The 26400-nt window shown below is 61.0% G+C and carries 24 protein-coding genes; 16 read left to right on the plus strand and 8 right to left on the minus strand.

Annotated features, from left to right (window positions below; translation table 11 throughout):
• The first annotated feature begins 15 nt into the window (after nt 1-15).
• Together folE and V8689_RS19505 are read left to right on the plus strand one after the other, a co-directional pair.
• Nucleotides 16-561 (plus strand): GTP cyclohydrolase I FolE, encoded by a 546-nt coding sequence (gene folE, locus V8689_RS19500; RefSeq protein WP_003192797.1) that lies wholly within the window; start codon nt 16-18, stop codon nt 559-561.
• Between the two features lie 101 nt (nt 562-662).
• Nucleotides 663-1034 carry a glutathione S-transferase N-terminal domain-containing protein gene (locus tag V8689_RS19505; RefSeq protein WP_056786283.1) on the plus strand — a complete coding sequence of 124 codons (372 nt, stop codon included), beginning with the start codon at nt 663-665 and terminating at the stop codon, nt 1032-1034.
• 603 nt (nt 1035-1637) lie between these two features.
• Here V8689_RS19505 and V8689_RS19510 read toward each other — a convergent pair.
• Genes V8689_RS19510 through V8689_RS19520 form a run of 3 tightly spaced genes read right to left on the minus strand, consistent with a single transcriptional unit; the run spans nt 1638 to nt 4574 of the window.
• Nucleotides 1638-1958 carry an AtuA-related protein gene (locus V8689_RS19510; RefSeq protein ID WP_056786285.1) on the minus strand — a complete coding sequence of 107 codons (321 nt, stop codon included), beginning with the start codon at nt 1956-1958 and terminating at the stop codon, nt 1638-1640.
• A complete protein-coding gene (locus V8689_RS19515) occupies nt 1955-3280 on the minus strand; it encodes an acyclic terpene utilization AtuA family protein (protein WP_056786289.1) in 1326 nt (441 codons plus the stop codon). Before V8689_RS19515 ends, V8689_RS19510 begins: the two co-directional genes overlap by 4 nt.
• A 1-nt stretch (nt 3281) precedes the next feature.
• Nucleotides 3282-4574 carry a CitMHS family transporter gene (locus tag V8689_RS19520; protein WP_056786292.1) on the minus strand — a complete coding sequence of 431 codons (1293 nt, stop codon included), beginning with the start codon at nt 4572-4574 and terminating at the stop codon, nt 3282-3284.
• A gap of 125 nt (nt 4575-4699) precedes the next feature.
• On the opposite strand from V8689_RS19520, the gene V8689_RS19525 reads away from it, so the two are divergent.
• The gene (locus tag V8689_RS19525) at nt 4700-5596 is read left to right on the plus strand and encodes a LysR family transcriptional regulator (RefSeq protein WP_056786295.1); all 897 of its coding nucleotides are present in this window, start codon (nt 4700-4702) and stop codon (nt 5594-5596) included.
• A 102-nt stretch (nt 5597-5698) separates the two neighbouring features.
• On the opposite strand, the gene V8689_RS19530 is transcribed toward V8689_RS19525, so the two are convergent.
• Nucleotides 5699-6301 carry a glutathione S-transferase family protein gene (locus V8689_RS19530; RefSeq protein WP_056786297.1) on the minus strand — a complete coding sequence of 201 codons (603 nt, stop codon included), beginning with the start codon at nt 6299-6301 and terminating at the stop codon, nt 5699-5701.
• Between the two features lie 290 nt (nt 6302-6591).
• Here V8689_RS19530 and V8689_RS19535 point away from each other — a divergent pair, with 290 nt between their 5' ends.
• The gene (locus tag V8689_RS19535) at nt 6592-7938 is read left to right on the plus strand and encodes an NCS2 family permease (RefSeq protein WP_003192809.1); all 1347 of its coding nucleotides are present in this window, start codon (nt 6592-6594) and stop codon (nt 7936-7938) included.
• Nucleotides 7939-8003: 65 nt separating this feature from the next.
• The gene (locus V8689_RS19540; protein ID WP_003192811.1) at nt 8004-8642 is read left to right on the plus strand and encodes a LysE family translocator; all 639 of its coding nucleotides are present in this window, start codon (nt 8004-8006) and stop codon (nt 8640-8642) included.
• Here the strand turns inward: V8689_RS19540 and V8689_RS19545 are convergent.
• Together V8689_RS19545 and uraH are read right to left on the minus strand one after the other, a co-directional pair.
• Nucleotides 8626-13821 carry a dermonecrotic toxin domain-containing protein gene (locus tag V8689_RS19545; RefSeq protein WP_056786300.1) on the minus strand — a complete coding sequence of 1732 codons (5196 nt, stop codon included), beginning with the start codon at nt 13819-13821 and terminating at the stop codon, nt 8626-8628. The two genes, V8689_RS19540 and V8689_RS19545, sit on opposite strands and share 17 nt — an antisense overlap.
• A 155-nt stretch (nt 13822-13976) precedes the next feature.
• Nucleotides 13977-14330, minus strand: a complete 354-nt coding sequence (uraH, locus tag V8689_RS19550; RefSeq protein WP_032896006.1) for a hydroxyisourate hydrolase — start codon at nt 14328-14330, stop codon at nt 13977-13979.
• A 439-nt stretch (nt 14331-14769) separates the two neighbouring features.
• On the opposite strand from uraH, the gene puuE reads away from it, so the two are divergent.
• From puuE to V8689_RS19590, 8 genes are all read left to right on the plus strand, one after another.
• Nucleotides 14770-15696: an allantoinase PuuE gene (puuE, locus tag V8689_RS19555; RefSeq protein WP_014719292.1), complete on the plus strand. Its 927-nt coding sequence runs from the start codon at nt 14770-14772 to the stop codon at nt 15694-15696.
• Complete coding sequence (gene uraD, locus V8689_RS19560) at nt 15693-16208, plus strand: 2-oxo-4-hydroxy-4-carboxy-5-ureidoimidazoline decarboxylase (protein WP_047711477.1); 516 nt, start codon at nt 15693-15695, stop codon at nt 16206-16208. The genes puuE and uraD overlap by 4 nt, the downstream gene beginning before the upstream one ends.
• Before the next feature lie 41 nt (nt 16209-16249).
• The gene (alc, locus tag V8689_RS19565) at nt 16250-17245 is read left to right on the plus strand and encodes an allantoicase (RefSeq protein ID WP_056786303.1); all 996 of its coding nucleotides are present in this window, start codon (nt 16250-16252) and stop codon (nt 17243-17245) included.
• Between the two features lie 135 nt (nt 17246-17380).
• Nucleotides 17381-17884, plus strand: coding sequence for an ureidoglycolate lyase (locus V8689_RS19570; protein ID WP_003192823.1), 504 nt, complete (start codon nt 17381-17383; stop codon nt 17882-17884).
• A 51-nt stretch (nt 17885-17935) separates the two neighbouring features.
• Entirely contained in the window at nt 17936-19219 is a 1284-nt protein-coding gene (locus V8689_RS19575) for a urate hydroxylase PuuD (RefSeq protein WP_003192825.1), read from the plus strand.
• Between the two features lie 195 nt (nt 19220-19414).
• Nucleotides 19415-20758: a nucleobase:cation symporter-2 family protein gene (locus V8689_RS19580; RefSeq protein ID WP_032896003.1), complete on the plus strand. Its 1344-nt coding sequence runs from the start codon at nt 19415-19417 to the stop codon at nt 20756-20758.
• Between the two features lie 44 nt (nt 20759-20802).
• Complete coding sequence (locus V8689_RS19585; protein WP_125970471.1) at nt 20803-21171, plus strand: hypothetical protein; 369 nt, start codon at nt 20803-20805, stop codon at nt 21169-21171.
• A 23-nt stretch (nt 21172-21194) separates the two neighbouring features.
• Nucleotides 21195-21980 (plus strand): outer membrane protein OmpK, encoded by a 786-nt coding sequence (locus V8689_RS19590; RefSeq protein ID WP_056786306.1) that lies wholly within the window; start codon nt 21195-21197, stop codon nt 21978-21980.
• Nucleotides 21981-22092: 112 nt separating this feature from the next.
• On the opposite strand, the gene V8689_RS19595 is transcribed toward V8689_RS19590, so the two are convergent.
• Nucleotides 22093-23235 carry a patatin-like phospholipase family protein gene (locus tag V8689_RS19595; RefSeq protein ID WP_056786309.1) on the minus strand — a complete coding sequence of 381 codons (1143 nt, stop codon included), beginning with the start codon at nt 23233-23235 and terminating at the stop codon, nt 22093-22095.
• Nucleotides 23236-23266: 31 nt separating this feature from the next.
• Nucleotides 23267-24202, minus strand: coding sequence for a lipid A biosynthesis lauroyl acyltransferase (locus V8689_RS19600; RefSeq protein WP_056786312.1), 936 nt, complete (start codon nt 24200-24202; stop codon nt 23267-23269).
• Between the two features lie 119 nt (nt 24203-24321).
• Between V8689_RS19600 and minC the strand changes: the two genes are divergently transcribed.
• The 3 genes from minC (at nt 24322) to minE (ending at nt 26329) form a co-directional block, all read left to right on the plus strand.
• On the plus strand, nt 24322-25059 hold the full coding sequence (gene minC / locus V8689_RS19605) for a septum site-determining protein MinC (RefSeq protein ID WP_056786315.1): 738 nt from the start codon (nt 24322-24324) through the stop codon (nt 25057-25059).
• A gap of 199 nt (nt 25060-25258) precedes the next feature.
• Nucleotides 25259-26071 (plus strand): septum site-determining protein MinD, encoded by an 813-nt coding sequence (gene minD / locus V8689_RS19610; protein WP_056786318.1) that lies wholly within the window; start codon nt 25259-25261, stop codon nt 26069-26071.
• A gap of 3 nt (nt 26072-26074) precedes the next feature.
• Entirely contained in the window at nt 26075-26329 is a 255-nt protein-coding gene (minE, locus tag V8689_RS19615) for a cell division topological specificity factor MinE (RefSeq protein ID WP_003175252.1), read from the plus strand.
• Nucleotides 26330-26400: the final 71 nt, after the last annotated feature.

The raw sequence follows: 26400 nt of genomic DNA on the forward strand, positions 1-26400 counted from the left end.
CCCACAGGTAGTTTCATGTCCCTGGAACAGAATTACACAGAGATTCTCGGCCAACTCGGCGAGGACGTGTCCCGCGAGGGCCTGCTCGACACGCCAAAGCGTGCCGCCAAGGCAATGCAGTACCTCTGCCGCGGCTATGAACAGACACTCGAAGAAGTCACCAACGGTGCCTTGTTCAGCTCTGACAACAGCGAAATGGTGCTGGTCAAGGACATCGAGTTGTATTCGTTGTGCGAGCACCACCTGTTGCCGTTTATCGGCAAGGCCCATGTAGCGTATATCCCGAGCGGCAAAGTGCTGGGCCTGTCGAAGGTCGCACGCATTGTCGACATGTATGCGCGCCGCCTGCAGATCCAGGAAAACCTCAGCCGCCAGATCGCCGACGCCGTGTTGGAAGTGACAGGCGCCCTGGGCGTGGCCGTGGTGATCGAGGCCAAGCACATGTGCATGATGATGCGCGGTGTCGAGAAACAGAATTCGTCGATGATCACCTCGGTGATGCTGGGCGAGTTCCGCGAAAACGCGGCTACCCGCAGCGAATTTCTCAGCCTGATCAAGTAACCGGCCAGGCAGGAAAAAACCGGCGTTCATCGCCGGTTTTTTTTCGCCTGTAGAAATCAGGTAAGCTGCGCCCCCTCAGTCATGGGCAAGAGGTTTCAGCCATGTTCGTCAAAGCACTTCGAGTGGGCCTCGGCCACGTCATCATCGCGGGCGACTTTCTTACCCGCCCACGCAAAAAACAACGCCCTGCCGAGCAACAGGCCAAGGTCAATGCTGCCGCCCAGGACCTGACCCTGTATCAGTTCCACGCCTGCCCGTTCTGCGTGAAGACCCGCCGCACCCTGCACCGCCTGAATGTGCCGGTGGCCTTGAAGGACGCGAAGAACAACGAACAGGACCGCCAGACCCTGCTGGAGCAAGGCGGCAAGATCAAAGTGCCGTGCCTGCGCATCGAAGAGGACGGCCAGACCACCTGGATGTATGACTCCAAGGTGATCATCGAGTACCTGGACAAGCGCTTCGCTGCGATCTGAAGCACACGCCGATCAATGTGGGAACTGGCTTGCCTGCGATTGCATCACCTCGGTACATCTGCTGCACCGCGGTGCCCGCATCGCAGTATCGGTATCTACACATTTTCGGCAAGACGCTGGACCTGTGGCGAGGGAGCTTGCTCCCGTGACGACCGGATAGCCGACGCTGTTCTAACTGACGCGCCGCGATCCAAATGTGGGAGCTGGCTTGCCTGCGATGGCGGCCTGGCAGTCAACACAGTTGGATGGTGTATATATCCATTGCTGCGGTAACGGCCACTTAGGGTTCCGCTCTGACAGCGGCTCACTTTTGAAAAGCGCAAAAGTAAGCAAAACGCTCTTGCCCCACCACTCGGCACCTCGCTTAGGCTCGGTGTGCCCGTAATCCGCCAGTGATTTGGGGGGCCGCCGCCACGCGCCATCCATGGCGCGGGGCGGCTAAACCGGCATCCCTGCCGGTTTACCCCCCAAATCCCTGTCGAATTCCGGCCAGCGTGGTTTAACGGGGCGCCTAAGATCAAGATCAAAAGCAGATCAAGAGCGGCTCGCTTCGCATCGTGGTTACCATCGCAGGCAAGCCCACACATTTGCGGCGCGGTGTTCTTAAGTCGGTATTGCCAGGTCGAGATCCAGCAGTGCCGAGCCCAGGCACTTGCCGTGGGCATCCAGTGCCAGCGAGCGGGTCACGCCGCCACGCAGGATGCCCGGCAGCACGAAGTTCAGCGCCTGCACGTTCGGCAATTCATAACGCCGAACCGGCTCAGCACCGGGTTCCAGTAAATCCGCGAAGAACGCTGCCACGCGCTCCGCCGTCAGCTGTTCGCACAGCAACGGGTAGTCCTGCGCACGATAGGCAATGATCGAGATGTTCGACGTGTCGCCTTTATCCCCGGTGCGGGAATGGGCCAGCGTATGCAGTTTCATTCTTCAATCCTCGGCTTGACCGCTTCACGGGGCAACAGCAACGACGCCACAGCCACCACCTGGCGTACGCTCTTGCTCGCCCCACCGCCGCCGGCCGGGCCGTTGGTGTAGAGGGTCTCCACTTCATTGCCGACCCGTACGGCGTCGCTGCGCTCGTCACACCGGGCGGCGACCCGCAGGCGCACCTCCCAAGGCTCGACACTGCTGCGAGGGCCGTGCAGTGAGTCCATGCCGATCAACTCGGCGCGCAGGTCCTGCGTCTTTACACCGATCAACGCAAGGCGCTTGAGCACCACTTCCCGCGCCAACTCGGCCCGTGCGACAGCACCGGGACCGCCGTAGGACATCTGCCCCTCACCGATCCAACCGTCCAGATAACCGACGCTGACCTTCAGTTGATCAGGCCGGGCACGCCCACTGGCTCCCTGGGCACGCACCCGGTCCACGCCCTCCTCGACAAACCCCACCTGGGAAAAGTCGGCCGTCACATCCGGGGTCAAGTAGGCTGCCGGGTCGTGAACTTCGTAAATCAGTTGTTCGGCGCAGGTCGCGCGGCTGACCCGCCCACCGGAACCTGCCACCTTGGTGATCACTGCATTGCCCTCGGCGTCGACCTCGGCCAGGGGAAAACCCAGGCGTGCCAGATCCTCCACATCCTTGAAGCCGGGATCGGCGAAGTAACCCCCACTGACCTGCCCCGCGCACTCCAGCAAATGCCCGACCAACGTGCCCCGGCCCAACCGCTGCCAATCATCGAAGGCCCAGCCGAACTCAAACATCTGCGGCGCCAGGAACAGCGAAGGGTCGGCCACACGCCCGGTGATCACCACATCGGCGTCGGCGCGCAGCGCCTCAACAATGCCCTCCACGCCCAGGTAGGCATTCGCGGAAATCAGCCGCTCGTCCAGCGCCCCCACGGTCTGGCCGTTATCCAGCAACTGCTCGGCAGGCAAGGCGTGCAGCACGTCGTCGCCGACCACGGCCACAACCTTGAGGCCCAGGCCCAGCTCACCCGCAATACGCCGTACTTCAGTGGCCGCCGCCAACGGGTTGGCCGCGCCCATATTGGTGATCACCCGTAGGCGTCGACGCCCCGCCCGCTGCCCCACACAGGGCAAGACACGGCGCATGCGCTCAGCGAGCAGCGGGTCATAACCGCCCTGGGGGTCGCTGATGCGCGCCTGTTGCGCCAGGGCGATGGTGCGTTCGGCCAGGCATTCGAAGACCAGGTAATCCAGGTCGCCGTGTTCGGCCAGTTCTACGGCAGGTTCTATACGGTCGCCGGAGTAGCCGGCGCCGGAGCCGATGCGCAAGGTGTTCATCTCAAATCACTCCCAGGAGCAACGCCGTCAGGGTCATCAACACCGAAGCGGCAAACAGGAAAGGAATGGTGAAGCGCTGATGATCGGCCAGTTCGATCTTGCACAGGCCCACCAGCAGGAAGGTCGCAGGCGTCAGCGGGCTGACCGGGAAACCGGTGGTGTGCACGCCCAGCAGCGAAGCCTGAGCCACTTGCAGCGGGTCGACGCCCAGGGCCTTGCCGACTTCGGCGATCACCGGCATCACACCGAAATAGTAGGAATCGGGGTCAAACAACATGCTCAGGGGCATGGACAAAAAACCCACGACGGCCGGGATCAACTTGCCGTGGCCCGCCGGAATCTGCGCCACCGCCACTTCGGCGATGGCCTTGAGCATGCCGGTGCCTTGCATGATGCCGGTAAATACCCCGGCGGCGAGCAGGATACTGGCCATGGTCAGCGCGGTTTTCGCATGGGCGTCGATGCGTGCACGCTGGGCGTCCACGTTGGGGTAGTTGATGCACAGCGCCACCACGGTGCCGAGCATGAACATCACCACCGGATCGACCCAGCCGGCGATCATCACCACCATCACCAGCACGGTCAGTATCAGGTTGACCCAGAACAACCGCGGGCGACGCAGCTTGATGTCGGCATCGCTGAGCACTCGTTGCGGCACCGCCTCCACGCTGGAACCCGCGCCCAGGCCCAGGCGCTTTTCTTCGCGATGGCCCAGCCACCAGGCGCAGGCGAAGACAAAGACCAGCCCGACGATCTGCACCGGAATCAGTGGCTGGAACAGGTCGGCCACCGGCACATGCAGCGCCGCCGACGAACGCAGCACCGGGCCAGTCCAGGGCAGGAAGTTGACCCCGGCGGCCATCGCACACACGCAGGCGAGGATGCGTTTATCAATGCCGAGGCGCGTATACAGCGGCAGCATCGCAGGCACAGTCACCAGAAAGGTCACCGCGCCAGAGCCGTCCAGGTGTACCAGCAACGCCAAGGTCGCAGTACCGACGACAATCCGTGTAGGACGCGTCCCAACCGTGCGCAGGATGCGATCAATAATGGGATCGAGCATGCCCGCATCGGTCATGATCCCGAAAAACAGGATCGCGAACACAAACATGCCCACCACGGGGGCGACGTTCTTGATACCGGTAATGATGAACGCGCTGGTCTGCAGGCCGAAGCCACCGAGTAGCGCAGCGATGATCGGCAAGGCGATCAGGGCCACCAGTGGCGAGAGGCGTTTGCTCATGACGGCAGCGAGCAGGCACAGGATGGTGATGACACCCAGGGTTGCGAGCATGGGTTACTCCAGGGCGGCCTGGTTGGCCGGTTATTGTTTTCCCTGGAGTATTGGAATCGCGCTAGGCTTTGTAAATTGCAATATTCAGCCACCAGCGTTCGGAAAAACAAAATGAAGCGACGCTTATGAAAAACAGCATCCAGCACATTCAAGCCTTCCTCGCTGTCGCCCGTACGGGCAGTTTCACCAAGGCGGCCAACGAGTTGCATCTGTCGCCGTCGGCCCTCACCGTGCAGGTGCAGCAACTGGAAGACTGGCTCGGCGTCGCCCTGCTCGACCGCAGCCCGCGCCACGTGAGCATTACCGCCGCAGGCCAGGACGCGCGCGGGCCCATGGAAAAACTGCTGTTGGATCTGGACAACATCGTCACCGGCTCCCGCGACCTCGCCGCCTTGCGCCGTGGCGTGGTAACTATCGCCGCGCTGCCCTCAGTCTGCGCTGGCGCCCTGCCCCCGGCCTTGCGCCTGTTTCGCGAACGCTTCGCCGGTATCGAAGTGCGCCTGCATGACCTGGTGGCCCAGCGCATTCACGCAAAGGTTCGCAACGGCGATGTGGATTTCGGCATCGGCGTGCGTGCGCGCCTGAGCCACGGCCTGGACTTCGTGCCGGTGCTCAATGATCGGCTGTGCGCGTTTGTGCCGTCGGGTCATGCGCTCGCCCACCATCGCCAACTGACCCTGGAGCAGCTGGCGGACCAACCGATCATCCTGACCGGGCGCGACAGCAGTGTGCGCGAGCAAGTGGATACGCTGTTCGATGAGACACGGCTGACGTTGAACGCCGGCATGGAGGCCAACTACATGTCGACCGTATTGGCCCTGGTGCGCCAGGGGTTGGGCATCAGTGTGCTGCCGGAGTCGGCGGCGGACAGCCTGGAGGGTTTGCAACGGATCAGCATCGATCATCCTGGGGTGAATCGGGAGATCGGCTTGATCAGCCGCAGCGGCATGGGCTTGAGCCCGGCGGCGCAGCGCTGCTTTGAACTGCTCAACAACGCATTACCTGACACGCCGTCGCGCTGAATGTGGGAGCTGGCTTGCCTGCGATAGCATCACCCCGGTGCCACGGATAAACCGAGGCGCCTGCATCGCAGGCAAGCCAGCTCCCACATTGGACCGAGTAAGTCAGTCGAGCATCGGCACATACCGAGGATGGCTGGCCACGCGCTGCAACCATGCCTGCACACCCGGATAAGCATCCAGATCAAAGCCGCCCTCTTGGGCCACATGGGTATAGGCATATAACGCCACATCGGCGATGGAGAATTGGTCGCCTACCAGATACGGGGTCAACTGCAGTTGGCGCTCCATGACCTTAAGGGCCTTGTAGCCGCCTTTGTGCAGTTTCTTGTATTCCTCCAGGCGATCTTCCGGCAGCCCCAGGTAGAACTGAATAAACCGCGCCACCGCAATGTAAGGCTCATGGCTGTACTGCTCGAAAAACTGCCACTGCAATACCTGGGTGCGCAGGCGCGGTTCGGTGGGCAAGAATTCGCTGCCATCGGCGAGGAAGTTGAGGATCGCGTTGGATTCCCACAGGCAGGTGCCGTCTTCAAGCTCCAATACCGGGACCTTGCCATTGGGGTTCTTGGCCAGGAACTCAGGGGTCTGGGTATCGCCCTTGAGGATATCGATATCGATCCATTCATACGGGATGCCCAACAGAGTGAGCATCAATTTGACCTTGTAGCAATTGCCCGACTTGTAATCGCCATAAACCTTGTACATGGGGCTCCCCTTTTCGCCGCGCTGACCGAATGCTTGCGCCCACAAGGTGCGGGTATCGAGAGCTTGTTTCAAGGCGTCGCGCAGAATAAATCCCCTGGCGTGGGCCTTTCATCCCTTTTCGCCCAGATAATCGAAAACATTATTTGCTTTATTTGTATACAAAAGCATAATTCGCTTCGTGCGAGTTCCTGACCTTTTGGTCAACAAACCCGCCAGTACCTCAAAGCGCCGTTGCCCACTCATGTAACCGGCGCTGGAAATAACAATAAAACGATTGAGGAGTACTCGCTGTGGATAGCCGCAAAACCGAAGCCCCTACGTTGGACCTGGCCGCGCCCCGAGGCGGTTGGCTGGAACGCCTGTTCAAACTGCGCTTGCATGGCACCACAGTGAAGACCGAGCTGATCGCCGGCCTCACCACCTTTATCACCATGGCCTACATCATCTTCGTCAACCCCAATATCATGGCCGATGCCGGTATCGATCACGGCGCGGCCTTCGTCGCCACCTGCATCGCAGCGGCGCTGGGTTGCCTGCTGATGGGCCTGTACGCCAACTGGCCCGTGGGCCTGGCGCCGGGCATGGGCTTGAACGCATTCTTCACCTACACCGTGGTCGGCACCATGGGCTACACCTGGGAGACCGCCCTCGGCGCGGTGTTTATTTCCGGCGTGCTGTTCATGATCCTGACGTTGTCGCGCATCCGCGAGTGGCTGCTCAACAGCATTCCGGTCAGCCTGCGCCATGCCATGGGCGCAGGCGTGGGCTTGTTCCTGGGGGTGATCGGCCTGAAAACCGCCGGCATCATCGTCGACAGCCCCGCCACACTGATCAAGCTCGGTTCCCTGCACGAGCCGGCACCGCTGCTGGCGGCCGTGTGTTTCCTGCTGATTGCCATCCTCAGCTATCACCGCGTCTTCGGCGCCATCCTGATCAGCATCATCGCCGTAACCCTGGCCGGCTGGGGCCTGGGCCTGGTGCACTACAACGGCATTCTCGCCACCCCACCGAGCCTGGCACCGACCTGGATGGCAATGGACGTGATGGGTGTGTTCAATGTGAGCATGATCAGCGTGGTATTTGCCTTTCTTTTTGTACACATGTTCGACACTGCCGGTACACTGATGGGCGTTGCGCAACGCGCAGGCCTGGTGAATGCCGATGGCAAGATCGACAACCTGTCGCGCGCATTGAAGGCTGACAGTGCGTCCAGCGTGTTCGGCGCCATGGTTGGTGTGCCGCCGGTGACCAGTTATGTAGAAAGTGCCGCGGGTGTGGCTGCCGGTGGCCGTACGGGTTTGACCGCGGTGACCGTGGGCGTATTGTTCGTGGCGGCGATGTTTTTTGCGCCGCTGGCCGGCATGATCCCTGCCTACGCAACGGCCGGCGCGCTGATTTATGTTGCGATGCTGATGATGGCGAGCATGGCCCATATCAATTGGGATGAGGCCACCGACAGCATTCCGGCGATCGTCACCGCGATCATGATGCCACTGACGTTTTCGGTCGCCGACGGCATCGCCCTGGGCTTTATCACGTATGTGGCGTTGAAGGCCGGCACCGGCAAGTACCGCGAGATTTCCATCAGCCTGTGGGTGCTGTGCGCGATCTTTATCGCCAAGTTCATCTTCCTGTAGTTCGGGAACGGCTGAAAAACCGCCTCACCTTCGGGTGGGGCTTTTGCATGAAGGGAGGACTGTAAATGACCTTGGAAACCTGGCTACTGTTCAGTGGCGCTGCGCTGGTGGTGATCCTGATACCTGGCCCGCTGTCGCTGTTGATGATCAGCAACAGCCTCAACTACGGCCTGCGCCGCTCGTACCCGGCGTTTCTCGGCGGCGTGTTCGCCTCGATCTGCCTGTTGAGCGCCTCGGCCCTGGGCCTGGGCGCGCTGTTGCTGGCCTCCGAGCAGTTGTTCAGCGCATTGAAGATCGTCGGCGCGCTGTACCTGTTCTACCTCGCCTGGCAGAGCTGGCAACAGTCGCGCCAGCCCAGCCAAGGGGCGCAAGTACCGCAGACGCCAGCCGTGCCGCGCTTTCGCGCCTTGTTTGGCCGTGCCTTTGTCCTGGGCGCCAGCAACCCCAAAGACATTCTGTTTTTCGCCGCCTTCCTGCCGCAATTTCTCAGTGCCCAGCAGGCCTTTTTACCGCAACTGCTGATCATGATCGCCACCTGGACGGTACTCGACCTGCTGTGCAAGCTGGCTTATGGCCTCGGCGCCCATGGTGCAGCGCGTTATTTGCGCAGCGGCGCCGGCCAGAGCTGGTTCAACCGCGTCAGTGCGGCCCTGTTCGGCTGCGCCGGCCTGGCCTCGCTGATGAAGGTCAGGGGTTCAGTTTGATGAAGTACACCGTGGGCGAGACATCGCTCCCGGTCGGCCACTGAATACCCGCCAGGATCCGTACCAGGCGCTGCTCACGCATGGCATTCCTGACTTCGTCAGCCAAGGCCACGTTGGTATAGTTCCTGAGCCCGTTCATAAGCCAGGTGTCGCTCAACGTCGAGAAAAGCCGCAAAGACGGCTTTTCCGACCACAGGTATGACACGAAATACAGCCGGGATGGGGAGTTGGGGTGGGTGGCCAGCGTCTCACGCCGGAGGGTCCCGTGACGTCGCACATGGACATGCCTGAGGGTGAAGCCCTGCTCCTCAAGCAACGTACTGACCGCCTCATATTGCACGATGTTTCTTTCGCTCGCGACAGCCTTGCCACCGCGACGCAGCCGGCGTGGCGGCCTGACAGGCGGCAGGAAGTCAATGCGTGTCATGCCCGGCGCAGCCCCCTGGAAGCTGATGAAGGTGGTACTGAGCGCCCTGTCGGTGGGTCGCAACAGCCGCAATAAATCATCGGTCCGGCCAGGCCGTGCAGGGGCCGGTGGTAACCACTCGTCCAGCGTTGCACGCAATCTGAGCAGATGCGTGGCGCTTGCCGGACGCGCCGAACCCGACACTTCGATCAAGCGGTTGACCACGTGATCTCGGGTCTTATTGGTGAGGCCGGGAAAGGCGATGGCCACGGACTGCTCCAACGGCCTGTCGAAAATCGGCGCATGCAAATGCCAGGCGCCCGTTGCCGTGCGGGATGCAGGTAACGGCTGTTCGTGAAGGTCGGTGCTTGTCCAACGCAGGATGTCAACGCTGGCCAATGACACCAGCGGTTCATTCTGGGTGATGAACACGATGCCATGGAGCCCGGCATCCTCACCTGGGGGCAGCAACCGGTAAAAACGGCTGTTGGGATCAGTCAGGCTGGAGCGTTCAGGCGCAACACGCAGCACATGGTGGGGATAGCCTTGAGGGTCCGCGACGTGAAATATCCCTGGCGCGGGCGAGCTCGATAGCTGGCTTGGATGAACCGGTGCATGCCAATCCAACCAGTGCGTGGTTGTGATGGAGGATTGGCGGATCCTGTCTTCGCTCACCACACGCACCGGCGGTTGCCAGTCCGACACGTCAGGCCTGGGTGGTTGCCAAGGCTGATGGATTCCAGAACTCGGCCCCGGTGCGGGTGCGTCCGCGCCCAACAACCATTCCTGGGGCTGATGGATGAGCACAATCAGCTCATCCTCCTCCGGGACCTGTTTGTTTTTCAGGCGCAGCGATTGCTCGCTCTGGCGCCGGTACACCGGATAACGGTGCGTGGCATCGGCCACGAATGCCTCGCCATTCTTGACGTACACCCCCTCCTCACCCACGCCTTTAAGCGCAACGGCATCTTGAGGCACACCCTTGAGCCGAAAAGGCTCCAAGGCTTTGAGCTGGGTGGTGGGCCGTGACAGGCCAACCACCGGTGTTCTGGGTGCACTCATGCGCAGATGCCGGATCCGACCCAAACCGCTTGCCAGCGAGCGCCGCGTGACTGCCCCCACCGCGCCCGCTCGCGGCTTGGTGCCGGGGACCGCACTCAACAACAGCTCAACCATCAAAAAGGCGCTCATGAACCCCACGTCCACCGCGTCCGAAGCCTGGCCAAAACGGTGGTAGCGCCGCGCCGCCAGCAATAACTCGTAAGCCTCATTGAGCATGCCGTACGGCGGCACGAAAAACCCCACCAGCGCGCGCAGGCGCGTCTCACTCTGCTCCTTGAGGCGCTGGGTTCGATAGTGGTCCAGCGCCTTGGCGGAATGACTGGCCGCTTGGGTCTTGCGATGCAAATCGAGCACCCTGGCCTGGTACAGCAAGGCGCTGGCATCGCTGTGGGTGGTGGGCACGATCGCCAGCGCGTTCAGCGGGTCAGTGGCGACCTGTTCCTGGAACTGCTTTTCGATGTCTTCCAGCACCGGCGTCGGCTCCAAGTGCGTGACCGCAAAGGAGCGAATAAACTCCACGCCCCGCCACACGCCGGAGAAGTAGGTCACCTGCAGCAGATCATCCAGCACGGTATCGTCAGCCCTGCGCTCGACGGCATGGCTGATGGCCTCGAATGCCCAGCCGGGTGCAACTTGCCGCGACAGCTGCTTGGCAGGCTCGGCCTGGGCCGCGATGCGATTGAGCGCCACATGCGCCTCTTGCACGTTGGCGTACTCGGTGACGGCCAATGCATGATCGGCGTTCGGCCAGTACACCACGCAGCGCCCACTGGCCTGATCCTGCATGACCACAATGCCAGCGATGTAACGATCATGCTGCAGCGTGTGCCCCACCAGATGCACCACCGACAGGCTCAGTCGATGGCCGTTTTTCAGCAAGTCCTGAGGCGTTCGTGCAGCCATCGCCGTGTTGAACAGACTTTTTGCCGGCGCACTCAACCCCTGGCGGGTGGCCGAGTACAGCCGCACCTTGGCGCAGTCGCGCAGCAGGCGCTGCATCAGTTCGGGAATACGGCCTTCGCTCACCCCTTGGGCCGCCGGCTTAAAGGTGCGCTCGATCTTCGCTGCGTATTGGCCACCGATATCCAGCGCGGAGATTGTCTTGATCAGGTAGTCCGCATCCAGCCGTTTGCGCCAGTCCGGCTGCAGGTAGGTGGCGTGGTTCAAGCGCTTGCGCGTCCAGGGCGCTTGCGGGTCGAGGTTATGCAACGCCAACTGCAGCAGGCTGAAGGTGGTGCGCTCAAGGCTGGGGGTCTGGATTTCCTTGCGATCGCCCGGTGCGCAGCGGCTTTCATACCCGCAGAAAGTGCTGACGACATCGTCCGGCATGTTCAGTAAGGGTTGGTCGATATCCAGCCCCGGATAGAAACCGTCCTTGGTTAAACGGGCGATCAGGGTCGTGCGGGCGAAGGTCTCCAGGTCTTCCAGGCGCTGCTCAAGCCGGTTTTCAGCGGCTAGAGCGCTGGCCAAGTATCGGCCCTGTCGTTTCTTGAAGGCCTTGCGCTGGGCGATCGAAGCGCCCGCCAGCCATGCCGGCAGCTTTTTCGCGTCGGCGGTGGCTTTGCGCAGTACATCAAGATGGGCCTGGCTCTGGTCAAGAAGATCATTGGCCGGCACTTTCAGATGCTCGCTCAGTTCTATCAGCAGCAGATCGCGGCTGAACGCAGGGCTCTTGACCTCACCGAAAAGCTGCGTCGCGTGCGCCGAGCTTTTGTACAAAGTCCCATAGTGCTTCATCAGCTTTCTGAACAAAGACTCCAGAGGGCCTTTTTCGATCAGCTCGTAGCGCACTGCCAGGGTGCCACGTGCGGCATGCCTGCGTAGATCCTCGCGCACCTTTCGCTCGATGCATTGCCAGAGCGCTGACTCATCGCTGCTCTCGAAACTGGCTTGCAGGCTTTGCGTCAGGGCTTGCAGGCTGGAAAAAGACAACACCCCGCCCGTTTGCCCGAACCCGCACAACACGACCGGAACCGAGCGGCCGGGCTTCTCAACGGCCTTCGCCTTGGTCACCACCAGCAGGTTATGCACGTGGTAGAACGCATCCGGCGCGCTGCCCACCGAAACCGACAAGACGCGCGCTTCACCGTACTCACGCTTGGTGGCCTGGTGCTGGTCCACCACGTTGATCACCAGGTCTCGATGTGCCGTGGGTATCAGCTTGAGCCGATGTTGCAATTGGACTTCGCAGCGCAAGGCCTCACCTTGAGCGTGCAAAAACAGGGTTCCGCGCTTTTCGGTCTGGGTAGGGCGTTCGATCCAGAACTCATACTCATACAACCGTTGCTGCGCGCCGCGACTCAGTGAGTCCATGGTTTGCGCATGCGCCTGGAGCTCGCGTGCAAGGGTCAGAACCTCCTTGAATTTAGCGGTATCGACGTTGGGGTCAGCCACATCGAGTAGCGCGAGCAAGCCCTTTTCGTAGCGTTTGAGCCGACCATAGGTCGCCAGCATGGGCTGGCCGGACAGCTGCGTGGCAAAGCAGATTTCGCGTCGCCGACGCCGCGCATCCCATTCAAGCAACGACTTGCCTGATACGCCAAGCCGCGCCTCACCGACCAATTGCTTTCTGGCACGTTCGATGAACGTCAGAAAAGGCGCAGCCGTCAACGGCTGAGGCGGCGGCCAACGTTTGGAATACACGTGGCTCTGATTGATCGCCAAGGCACAGGCCAATTCATTTTCCCACTGCCCGTCCAACAGCGCCTGTGCGCTCAGCGCCAACGCATCCCCGTCCAGCACTGAACCACGGGCGACACTGCTCGCCGGGGTGTAGTGCGTGGGCCGGCAGAGTTCATGGCGGCGCTTGAGCGGCAGGCACTGCCACAGCTCGTCGAACAACGCCTGGCTGGTCAGCTTCAGCAGGCCACACTGCAGGAAGAAGAAGCTCGGATACTCATAAAAATTGCGCGCTACACCCGGCAGGTAGATCACATGCGGCACACTACCTGGGTCATCCACACGATAAATATGCAAGGCGCCGGAGATCGCTACCGCGGGTGAGCCGGGCCACATCAATTGGCTGGCGCGCACGCTGGCCCAGTCACCCCCGGCCCGCTGGCGCGCTTCGGGGCTCGGCGCATCGATCAGTGCCTGGACCAGGCTTGACGCGCCACTCGACAACTCGCCCAACTGCCCCGCAATAAACGCCCGATCAGCGAACAACTCGGCCTGCAATTGGCACCAGTGTTCCTGACGCGTCTGCCAGGAGCCGGCCGCCAGTGTTTCCCAGTAGCGACTGAACGCGGCGCCCAGACGTTCGAACAGCTTCATCGCGATCACTTGCTGCAACACCTGTAAGGGCGTCAACGGCCAGACACGGGCCGGTTCATCCTTGACGCTCAGCGTGGTGAACTGGTTGAGGTTGATCGGCACGGCAGGCTGCGCCAGCAAGAGCAGCGCCCGTTCTGTCAGGGTGTCGACCCTGTGCGGTGCTGGCGGCGGCATGGCTTGGGTGAACAGTAGTTTGTCCGGGTCGATGTCGAACGCTTTGCGCAGTGCTGCGCGAATCACTTTCAAGACCTTGGGCGCACGCACCGCAAGGTACACCAGGGCTTTGGTTGCGTTGGCGCATCGTTGATCGGCAAGGCCGAGCTGGTTGATCAGGCGGCTGGGCTGCGGATGGCTGTTGATCCGTCGTGACAGTTGGCTGCGCATTTGCTGCAAGGACGCTTGCGCAGCGGGGTCGGTCGTGTCGATGGGTGGGGCCATGATGTTTTCTTAACCTGAGGAAAACACCCAGCCTAGGCACGGCAATGGCGCAACAGGCGTTAGATAGTTGAACAAACGCCAGGCAAAAAAAAGCCCGCAGTGTGCGCGGGCGAAACCAACGAAGAGCATTTGGGGGTGTGAAGCGAGGTGACGACTCAGCTACCGCGATAAGTGGAGTAGCTGTAAGGCGAAATCAGCAAAGGCACATGGTAATGGTCCTGTTCGGCACTGATGCCAAAGCGCAGTACCACCACGTCCAGAAAAGCCGGCTCGGGCAATTGCACGCCACGGGCACGGTAGTAATCACCGGCGCTGAACTGCAGTTGGTACACGCCGCTGCGGTAGTCGTCGCCTTGCAGCAGCGGCGCGTCGCAACGGCCATCGCTGTTGGTGGTGGCGGTGGCAACCAGTTCCAGCTGCGCGCCTTCGACGCGGTACAGCTCAACCTTGATGGCGCTGCCGGGGCAGCCGTGCGCGGCGTCCAAAACGTGTGTGGTCAAACGTCCCATGGCTTGTATGCGCCTCCCGAAGTCAGTAATAGGAAAACCCGCACTCTTTCAGGGCAGTGAAAAAGCCGGCGATGGCTGATTAAGACACTTTCAAAGAAAATTGTACACAATAAATTTCACAGCGCTTCAACCCCCTGTAGGAGCGAGCTTGCTCGCGAAAAACGCCAACGATAACGCGGACTCTCAGGATGAAAAGTGGCGCCCTCAGGTTATTCGCGAGCAAGCTCGCTCCTACAGTGGGCTTTTTGATCTTAACCTGACCACTTAGGCAAGTTTCTTGCAGAGACCCGTAGAGAGCCCGTTCAGAAAAAATGCAGAAATGCAGGCTTACAAAGTTCGCGATAAGTTGTATACAATCACTCATCGCTGTGACGCCACTCAGTCATTCCACTGCCCGGCCGCCACACATTTGCTACCACGAACAAGAAGGAAGACTGCAGTGAGCGCTGACTACCCACGCGACCTGATCGGTTACGGCAGTAACCCTCCTCACCCCCACTGGCCGGGCAAGGCACGCATTGCGCTGTCGTTCGTACTCAACTACGAAGAAGGCGGCGAGCGCAACATTCTGCACGGTGACAAAGAGTCAGAAGCCTTCCTCTCGGAAATGGTCTCGGCCCAGCCGCTGCAAGGCGAGCGCAACATGAGCATGGAGTCGCTGTACGAGTACGGCAGCCGTGCCGGCGTGTGGCGCATCCTCAAGCTGTTCAAAGAATTCGATATCCCGCTGACCATCTTCGCCGTGGCCATGGCCGCCCAGCGTCATCCGGATGTGATCCGCGCCATGGTCGCCGCCGGCCATGAGATCTGCAGCCACGGCTACCGCTGGATCGACTACCAGTACATGGACGAGGCCCAGGAGCGCGAGCACATGCTCGAAGCCATCCGCATCCTCACCGAACTCACCGGCGAACGCCCGCTGGGCTGGTACACCGGGCGCACCGGCCCCAACACCCGCCGTTTGGTGATGGAGGAAGGTGGCTTCCTGTACGACTGCGACACCTACGACGACGACCTGCCCTACTGGGAACCCAACACCCCTAACGGCAAGCCGCATTTGGTGATCCCCTACACCCTGGACACCAACGACATGCGCTTCACCCAGGTGCAGGGTTTCAACAAGGGCGACGATTTTTTCGAATACCTCAAGGACGCCTTCGACGTGCTGTATGCCGAAGGTGCCGAGGCGCCGAAGATGCTGTCCATCGGCTTGCATTGCCGCCTGATCGGCCGCCCGGCACGCCTGGCCTCGCTCAAGCGCTTCATTGAATACGTCAAAGGCCATGACCAGGTGTGGTTCACCCGCCGCGTGGACATCGCCCGTCACTGGCACCAAACCCACCCTTTCCCGGGAGCGGCGAAATGACTGCGTTCCAAACCCTGAAACCTTCGACCTTGAGCCGCGACGCCTTCGTCCAGGCCTTCGCCGATATCTACGAACACTCGCCATGGGTGGCCGAAAAGGCCTTCGACCTGGGCCAGGACGCGTCGATCGACCAGATCGAAACCCTGCACCAGCGCATGAGCGATATCCTGTTGAGCGCTGATCACGCCTCGCAACTGGCGCTGATCAATGCTCACCCGGACCTGGCCGGCAAAGCTGCCGTCCAGGGCCAACTGACCCAAGCCAGCACCGATGAACAAGCGGGCGCGGGTATTCACCAATGCACGGCCGAAGAGTTTTCTCGCTTCACCGAGCTGAATGAGGCCTACAAAGCCAAGTTCAAGTTTCCCTTCATCATGGCGGTAAAAGGCAGCAACCGGCACCAGATCCTCGCCGCGTTCGAAACGCGCATCCACAACTCGGCAGACGCTGAGTTCAAGTGCGCGCTGGACGAGATCAACAAGATCGCGTTGTTCCGTTTACTGACCCTCTAGCAGTCCATCCCCAGCCACTCTATCTAAGGCAGACAAGAAGAATGAAAGCTTACGCCGTACCTTTCGAAAAGTTCGTCAACCTGGCCGACGCCCGCCTGGGCACCAAGATCATCTCGGTGACCGATGACTGGTTCGCTGACGCCAACCGCCTGTTCCAGCCGACCCCGGCCGTGTGGAAGGAGGGCGTTTTCGATGACAACGGCAAGTGGATGGACGGCTGGGAATCACGCCGCAAGCGCTTCGAAGGCTACGACAGCGCGGTGATCCGCCTGGGCGTGCCGGGTTCGATCAAAGGCGTGGACATCGACACTTCATTCTTCACCGGCAACTTCCCGCCGTCGGCCTCCCTGGAAGCCTGCTTCCTGGCCTCGGGCGAGCCGGATGCCAACACCCAGTGGGTGGAAGTGCTGTCGGCCGTCGAGCTGCAAGGCAACAGCCACCACTACCACGAGATCAACAACGACCAGGCGTTCAGCCACCTGCGCTTCAACATCTACCCGGATGGCGGCGTGGCCCGTCTGCGTGTGTACGGCGTGCCGTTCCGCGACTGGTCTTCGGTAGGCGACAACGAACAGGTCGACCTGGCTGCCGCGCTCAATGGCGGCCGTGCCCTGGCCTGTTCCGACGAACACTTCGGCCGCATGAGCAACATCCTCAACCCGGGCCGCGGCATCAACATGGGCGACGGCTGGGAAACCGCGCGTCGTCGCACGCCAGGCAATGACTGGGTGATCGTCGCCCTGGGCCACCCGGGCGAGATCGAGAAAATCATCGTTGACACCCTGCACTTCAAGGGCAACTACCCGGACACCTGCTCGATCCAGGGCGCCTTTGTGAAAGGCGGCACCGACAGCCAGATCGAAACCCAATCGCTGTTCTGGCGCGAACTGCTGCCGGCACAGAAGCTGGAAATGCACGCCGAACACACCTTCGCCGAGCAGATCAAGGCGCTGGGGCCGATTACCCACATCCGCTTGAATGTGTTCCCGGATGGTGGTGTGAGTCGCCTGCGTGTCCTGGGCAAGGTCGCCAAGTAACACCCGATCGTCCCCACGCTCTGCGTGGGGATGCATCCCGTGACGCTCCGCGTCACACAGCGGACGCAGAGCGTCCAGGGCAGCGTTCCCACGCAGAGCGTGGGAACGATCTATAGACAAGACAAGAAGACAGCCATGCGCACACTGATGATCGAACCTTTGACCAAAGAAGCCTTCGCCCCCTTCGGAGACGTTATCGAAACCGACGGCAGCGACCACTTCATGATCAACAACGGGTCGACCATGCGCTTTCACAAACTGGCCACGGTCGAAACCGCGAAGCCGGAAGACCACGCCATCATCAGCATCTTCCGCGCCGACGCGCAGGACATGCCGCTGACTGTGTGCATGCTGGAGAGACACCCGCTGGGCAGCCAGGCTTTCATCCCGCTGCTCGGCAACCCCTTTCTGATCGTGGTCGCGCCACTTGGCGATGAACCTGTATCAGGCTTGGTCCGCGCCTTCGTCACCAACGGCAGGCAGGGCATTAATTACCATCGCGGCGTCTGGCACCATCCGGTGCTGACGATCGAAAAGCGGGATGACTTCCTGGTGGTTGATCGCAGTGGCACAGGCAATAACTGCGATGAGCATTTTTTCAAAGAGGATGAGCGGTTGATCCTCGCCCCCCACCAATAAGAGAAGGTCTGATCACCCGACAACAAGGGTGACAGGCGAGAGGTAAAGACTGTGGAAGCACATCTGTTGGAATGGCTGAACCTGAGCGTGCGCTGGGTTCACATGATCACTGGCGTCGCCTGGATCGGCGCTTCTTTCTACTTCGTCTGGCTGGAAAACAACCTTAATCGCGTCAACCCCAAGAACGGCCTGGCCGGTGACTTGTGGGCGATCCACGGTGGCGGTATCTACCACCTGGAAAAATACAAACTGGCCCCGCCGACCATGCCGGACAACCTGCACTGGTTCAAATGGGAAGCCTATTTCACCTGGATGTCGGGCGTCGCGCTGCTGTGCGTGGTGTTCTACCTCAACCCGACGCTGTACCTGCTCGCCCCCGGCAGCAGCCTCAGCGGCACCGAAGGCGTGTTGCTGGGTATCGGCTCACTGTTCGCCGGCTGGTTCATCTACTCCTTCCTGTGCGACTCGGCCCTGGGCAAACGCCCTGCCCTGCTCGGCTTGATCCTGTTCGTGCTGTTGATTGCGGCGGCCTACGGCTTCAGCAAGGTGTTCAGCGGCCGCGGTGCGTACCTGCACGTGGGTGCGGTGATCGGCACGATCATGGTGGGTAACGTGTTCCGCATCATCATGCCGGCCCAGCGCGCGCTGGTGGCGGCCATCGCCGAAAACCGCACACCCGACCCGGCGCTGCCGGCCAAAGGTCTGCTGCGTTCACGCCACAACAACTACTTCACCTTGCCGGTGCTGTTCATCATGATCAGCAACCACTTCCCGAGCACCTATGGCAGCCAATACAACTGGCTGATCCTGGCCGGGATCGCGGTGGCGGCGGTGTTGGTGCGCCATTACTTCAACACCCGGCATGACAGCCAGAAGTACGCGTGGACCTTGCCCGTAGGCGCCTTGGCGATGATCAGCCTGGCCTACGTGACCGGGCCAAAACCGGCTGAACCGATTGCCAAGGCACCGGCTGCCATCGAGTACCAACCCCTGCCGGAAACCGCCTTGGGCGGTGGCTTGAAACCGGCCGCGCCTGCCGCACCCGCCGCTGAACCGGCACCGGCCCAGGCCACCACGGACTTCGGCCAGGTGCACCACGTGATCGAGCAACGCTGCACCGTGTGCCACTCGGCCAAGCCCACCAGCCCGCTGTTCAGCACCGCTCCGGCTGGGGTGATGTTCGACACACCGGCGCAGATCCAGCAGCAGGCGGCGCGCATTCAAGCGCAGGCCGTGGCCAGCCAGATCATGCCACTGGGCAACATTACCCAGATGACCCAGCAGGAGCGGGATTTGATTGGCACCTGGATCAACCAGGGGGCGCGCACCAACTGACTGTTTCACACCGTTCCCATGTGGGAGCTGGCTTGCCTGCGATAGCGGCAGATCACCAACGCTTTCGGTGACTGACACACCGCCATCGCAGGCAAGCCAGCTCCCACAAGGGAGATCAGTGATGGCTTGAAGATTAAGTTTCATCCGGCAATTGAATGCCAAACAACACAAAAATAAAAAGATTCGAGGTGTTGCATGTCCCAGTTAGAAACGCAGACTCCTGCCGCGCCCGCCATGGTGCGGCTGCCCCTCTTGCAATTGATTCTGGTAGGCCTGCAACACGTCTTGCTGATGTACGGCGGTGCCGTCGCCGTGCCCCTGATCATCGGCCAGGCCGCCGGCTTGAGCCGTGAAGAAATCGCCTTTCTGATCAACGCCGACCTCCTCGTAGCCGGTATTGCCACCATGGTGCAGTCGTTCGGCATCGGCCCGATGGGGATCCGCATGCCGGTGATGATGGGCGCCAGTTTCGCCGCCGTGGGCAGCATGGTCGCCATGGCTGGCATGCCCGGTATCGGTTTGCAGGGCATCTTCGGCGCGACCATCGCCGCCGGGTTCTTCGGCATGCTGATCGCGCCGTTCATGTCCAAGGTGGTGCGCTTTTTCCCACCGCTGGTGACCGGTACGGTGATCACCGCCATTGGCCTTTCGCTGTTTCCCGTCGCGGTGAACTGGGCCGGCGGCGGCAGCGCCGCCGCTACGTTTGGCTCACCGGTCTACCTGGCGATTGCCGCCCTGGTACTGGCCACGATTTTGCTGATCAACCGCTTCATGCGCGGCTTCTGGGTGAACATCTCGGTGCTGATCGGCATGGGCCTGGGTTACGCGCTATGTGGCGTGATCGGCATGGTCGACCTCAGCGGCCTGGCCCAGGCGCCCTGGGTGCAGGTGGTGACGCCATTGCACTTTGGCATGCCCAAGTTCGAGTTGGCACCGATCCTGTCGATGTGCCTGGTGGTGGTGATCATTTTTGTCGAGTCCACCGGCATGTTCCTGGCCCTGGGCAAGATCACCGGCCAGGAGGTCACACCGAAGATGCTGCGGCGCGGCCTGCTGTGCGATGCCGGCGCGTCGTTCTTTGCCGGCTTCTTCAATACCTTTACCCACTCCTCCTTCGCCCAGAATATCGGCCTGGTGCAGATGACCGGCGTGCGCTGCCGCTCGGTCACGCTCATGGCCGGGGCGTTCTTGATCGTGCTCAGCCTGCTGCCCAAGGCGGCTTATCTGGTGGCGTCGATTCCACCTGCGGTACTCGGCGGCGCGGCGATTGCGATGTTCGGCATGGTGGCGGCGACCGGGATCAAGATCCTGCAGGAAGCCGACATCGCCGACCGCCGTAACCAGTTGCTGGTGGCAGTGAGTATCGGCATGGGCCTGATCCCCGTGGTGCGCCCGGAGTTCTTCGCACAGCTGCCGTTGTGGATGAGCCCGATTACCCATAGCGGCATCGCCATGGCGACCCTCAGCGCGCTGTCGCTGAACATTCTGTTCAACATCCTCGGCGGCGCTGAGCGCCCCGAAGTCGCCCATACGCATTGATTCCTTTGTTAGTACAAAAATAACAACAAACAGGGAACACCCACATGCACAGCCTTGACGTGGGGCCGGCCACACGCCGCGCCCCATTCTTGCCCCTCGCGCTCTGTTACAGCGCACTTGAGCCCAGGCCTGGGAGCCAGTATTCTCCGCGCCCGCTCGAATCGACTCAAAAAAAAACAGCGAATGTAAAAGCTGACCTCAAGGCCAACTTATCCCGGCCTGATGTTTGCTGCCAAAGTGCGCAAAAATCCCCTTTATTCGACTGCATCCGCTGCAGCCGACGGGGATTTTTTGGCTTTTTGAACACCTTGGCGCAGCTCTTGCTAAAAGCATCAAAGCTGACCGAACAGACGATTTTTGCAGCGAACCAAAAGGCGCCACACCAGAGCGCCTGTGTAGAAGAAAAACCATAAAACTTTAACTCGGGAGCAACCGAATGAAACCTATGTTCAAAGGCCTGATGCTGGCAGGGTCGCTGTTGGCCGGTGGCCAAGCCGTGGCCGGTGACTTGTTGCAGTGGCAAAACAACAGCCTGACTTATCTGTGGGGCAAGAGCTTTACCGTCAACCCGCAGATCCAGCAAACCGTCACCTTCGAACATGCCGACGCGTGGAAGTATGGCGACAACTTCTTCTTCCTCGACCGCATCTTTTACAACGGCAAGGAAGACGGCAACGTCGGGCCCAACACTTACTACGGCGAGTTCAGCCCGCGCTTGTCATTCGGCAAGATTTTCAACCAGGACCTGTCATTCGGCCCGATCAAGGATGTGTTGCTGGCCTTCACCTATGAGTTCAGCGAAGGCGATAACGAGTCCTACTTGCTGGGCCCGGCATTCGATTTGAACATTCCCGGTTTCGACTACTTCCAGTTGAACTTCTACCAGCGCCAGACCGAAGGCAATCGCCCGGGTGACGGGGTATGGCAGATCACCCCGGTATGGTCGTACACGATTCCGGTGGGCAACTCCGACGTGCTGATCGACGGTTTTATGGACTGGGTAGTGGACAACGACAAAAACGCCCGTGGCACTTACCACGCCAACCTGCACTTCAACCCACAGGTCAAATACGACCTGGGCAAGGCGCTGCATTGGGGCGACAAGCAGTTGTATGTGGGTTTTGAGTACGACTACTGGAAGAACAAATACGGCATTGAAGACAGCGGCGCCTTCAAGACGACTCAGGACACGGCAAGCTTCCTGGTCAAGTACCACTTCTGACGGCCCTGTGTAGGAGCGAGCTTGCTCGCGAAAAACTCAAGTTCACCGCGCCCATGCTGAATAAACGCGGTGATCTCAGGTTCTTCGCGAGCAAGCTCGCTCCTACAGAGGTTCACGTCAGGCCAAGGAACCGGGTGATTTCTTCGCGCTTGGCCAGCGCATCCTTGCGCCCCAGTTCGATCAATTCACTGCAATACCCCGCCTCGAACAACAGATAACTCAACACCCCCGCCCCGCTGGTCTTGGTCGCCCCAGGCCCGCGCAAAAACACACGCAGTGCCGCCGGCAATTCCTGGCGATGTCGCGCGGCGATTTCATCGATGGGCTGGCTGGGGGCAATCACCAGCACCTCTACTGGCGCCAGGCCCTGCACCGCCGCATCCACAGGCACGACGCGGCTGAACTGGTTCAAGCGCTCCAGCAGCTCGATATCGCTTTCCAGGCTGTCAATGAACGTGCTGTTGAGCATGTGCCCGCCGATTTGCGCCAGGGTCGGTTGCTGGCCGGTGTAAGTGCGTTGCACCGACGGTTCATTGCCCCGTGGATTGCCACTCACCCCCACCACCAACACGCGACTGGCGCCCAAGTGCAAGGCCGGGCTGATGGGCGCGGACTGGCGCACCGCGCCATCGCCGAAGTACTCCTGGCCGAGCTTGACCGGGGCAAACAGCAGCGGAATCGCCGAACTGGCCAGCAGGTGTTCCACGGTCAATTGGGTGGGCACGCCGATACGCCGATGGCGCAGCCAGGCATCGATGGTGCCGCCGCCCTGATAGAAGGTCACCGCTTGCCCGGACTCATAGCCAAACGCGGTCACCGCCACCGCCTGCAAATGCTGGCGACGGATCGCCTCGTCGATGCCGTCCAGGTTCAAGCGCTCCTGCAACAGCTCGCGCAGCGGTGAGCTGTTGAGCAACGCCACCGGCACCTGGGCGCCCAGGCCCAGCAGGCTGTGGATCAGGAAACGACTGGCCTGGCGCATTACCCCCGGCCAATCGCTGCGCAGCACCTGATGGCTACGAAAGCCCTGCCAGAAGGCCGTCAGCCGTTGGATGGCCGCGGAAAAATCGCTGGCGCCACTGGCCAGGCTCACCGCATTGATCGCGCCGGCCGAGGTGCCGACGATCACCGGAAAAGGATTGGCTGCCCCCGCAGGCAGCAACTCGGCAATCGCCGCCAACACCCCCACCTGATACGCCGCCCGCGCCCCGCCGCCGGAAAGAATCAAGCCTGTGACCGGTTCCGCTGGGCGCATTGCGTCATTCCATATGGCAAAAGGGTTGGGGTTATCGACGGCGCTTTTCGTACAACTTGGGCTCACCCGGTGGCCGGCTCTTGAAGCGGCGGTGCGTCCACAGGTATTGCTCGGGGCATTCGCGCACCGAGGCTTCGACCCACTGGTTGATGCGCAGGCAGTCGATCTCGTCGGTTTCACCCGGAAAGTCGGTCAGCGGCGCATGGATCACCAGGCGGTACCCGCTGCCGTCAGCCAGACGCTCCTGGGTGAACGGCACCACCAGCGCCTTGCCCAGGCGAGCAAACTTGCTGGTAGCCGTAACGGTCGCGGCCTGGATGCCGAACAGCGGCACGAAGATACTTTGCTTGGCGCCATAGTCCTGGTCTGGCGCGTACCAGATGGCGCGGCCGGCGCGCAGCAGCTTGAGCATGCCGCGCACGTCGTCACGCTCCACGGCCAGGGAATCGAGGTTGTGGCGTTCGCGGCCACGGCGCTGGATAAAGTCGAACAACGGATTGCCGTGTTCGCGGTACATGCCGTCAATGGTGTGCTTTTGCCCCAGCAGCGCCGCGCCGATTTCCAGGGTGGTGAAGTGCAGCGCCATGAGGATCACGCCCTTGCCGTCCAACTGCGCCTGCGTGAGGTGCTCCAGCCCTTCGACATGGGCCAGGCGCGCCAGGCGCGGCTTGGGCCACCACCAGCTCATGGCCATTTCAAAGAAGGCGATGCCGGTGGAAGCGAAGTTTTCCTTGAGCAGGCGTTTGCGTTCTTTGGCGGATTTTTCCGGGAAGCACAGCTCAAGGTTGCGTGCCGCGATACGGCGACGATCGCCCGCCACGCGGTACATGCCCGCGCCGAGCAGGCGACCAATGGTCAACAGCGCCCGATACGGCAATTGAGTGACCAGCCACAGCAGGCCGAGCCCCAGCCATAGCAGCCAAAAACGCGGGTGAAGAAATACAGCTCGAAAACGCGGGCGATCCATTACAGATTCCGGTAAAGACAAGGGCCGCGCATTCTACAACGGTTCGACTCGGCTTGCGGCGGGTGAGTGTTCTCGTTATAAGTCTCGACACTTTTCGTGACAAGCCGCTTTCGCCGACCATGAGCCAAACCGAACCGCTAGACCAAGATCCCGTGTTCCAGCTAAAAGGCAGCATGCTCGCCATTACCGTGCTGGAACTGGCCCGCAATGACCTCGATGCCCTGGACCGCCAACTGGCCGCCAAGGTCGCCCTGGCGCCGAATTTCTTCAACAACGCCCCGCTGGTGCTGGCGCTGGACAAGCTGCCAGCCGGCCAGGGCGTGATTGATTTGCCCAGCCTGATGCGCGTATGCCGCTCCCATGGCCTGCGCACACTGGCCATCCGCGCCAGCCGCATCGAAGACATTGCCGCCGCCATCGCCATTGAACTGCCAGTACTGCCACCGTCCGGCGCCCGCGAGCGTGCGCTGGAACCATCGGTCGGCGAAGAAAAGAAAAAACCGGAAAAACCGCCCGAGCCTACGATCAGGCCCACCAAGATCATCACCTCGCCGGTGCGCGGCGGGCAGCAGATTTACGCCCAGGGCGGCGACCTTGTGGTGGTCTCCTCGGTCAGCCCGGGGGCGGAACTTCTTGCCGATGGCAACATCCATGTATACGGCCCGATGCGCGGACGCGCCCTGGCCGGCATCAAGGGTGATACCAAAGCGCGTATTTTTTGCCAGCAGTTGACCGCTGAGCTGGTTTCCATCGCGGGTCAGTACAAGGTTTCCGAAGATTTGCGTCGCGATCCACTGTGGGGCGCTTCGGTACAGGTCAACCTGTCGGGCGATGTGTTGAACATCATCCGTCTTTAACGGATACTGCCGCATTTTCCAAGCATCTCTAGACTCTGATAGCAAAGCGAAACCGGCAAGACTTGTGTAGGACTTTTTGGAAGTTGGTGTTTCCCCATGGAAACCCCGGCTTTTTCCTGCAAAGGCTGTCCGCCTGCGGCGAGATTCAAGAGATGTTTTTCAGGGACCGAAAGTCCTTTTTCCTTAGGGGTGAAACACCTTGGCCAAGATTCTCGTGGTTACATCCGGCAAGGGTGGTGTGGGTAAGACCACCACCAGCGCCGCTATCGGTACCGGCCTCGCTCTGCGCGGCCACAAGACAGTCATCGTCGACTTCGACGTCGGCCTGCGTAACCTTGACCTGATCATGGGCTGCGAGCGCCGCGTGGTGTACGACTTCGTCAACGTGGTGAACGGCGAAGCCAACCTGCAACAGGCCCTGATCAAGGACAAGCGCCTTGAGAACCTGTACGTGCTGGCCGCCAGCCAGACCCGTGACAAAGACGCGCTGACCAAAGAAGGCGTGGGCAAAGTCCTGGCCGAGCTCAAGGAAACCTTCGAATACGTGGTATGCGATTCGCCGGCCGGTATCGAAACCGGTGCTCACCTGGCGATGTACTTCGCCGACGAAGCCATCGTGGTGACCAACCCGGAAGTCTCCTCGGTACGTGACTCGGACCGCATGCTCGGCCTGTTGGCCAGCAAGTCCCAGCGCGCCGAGAAAAATGAAGACCCGATCAAGGAGCACCTGCTGCTCACCCGCTACAACCCGGAGCGCGTCAACAACGGCGAAATGCTCGGTGTTGAAGACGTGAAGGAAATCCTCGCCGTGACCCTACTGGGCGTGATTCCAGAATCCCAGGCCGTGCTCAAGGCATCCAACCAGGGCGTACCGGTGATTCTCGACGACCAGAGCGACGCCGGCCAGGCGTACAGCGATGCCGTGGATCGCTTGCTGGGCAAGACCGTGGAACACCGCTTCCTCGATGTCAAGAAGAAGGGATTCTTCGAGCGTATCTTTGGAGGCAACTAAACAATGAAATTTCTCGACTTCTTTCGCGCCAACAAAAAACCCAGTACCGCATCGGTCGCGAAAGAGCGTCTACAGATCATCGTGGCGCACGAACGCGGCCAACGCAGCACCCCGGACTACCTGCCAGCCTTGCAGAAGGAACTGGTCGAGGTGATCCGCAAGTACGTCAATATCGGTAACGATGACGTGCACGTCGCCCTGGAAAATGACGGCAGCTGCTCGATTCTGGAACTCAATATCACCCTGCCCGATCGTTGATCGAACGGGCGGTCGCCACGGCGGCTCTGCTACCTGGCCCCTGTACTGCTGTTGTAGGAGCGAGCTTGCTC

It is taken from the genome of Pseudomonas sp. AK181, assembly GCF_051122975.1.
Classification (GTDB): domain Bacteria; phylum Pseudomonadota; class Gammaproteobacteria; order Pseudomonadales; family Pseudomonadaceae; genus Aquipseudomonas; species Aquipseudomonas lactis.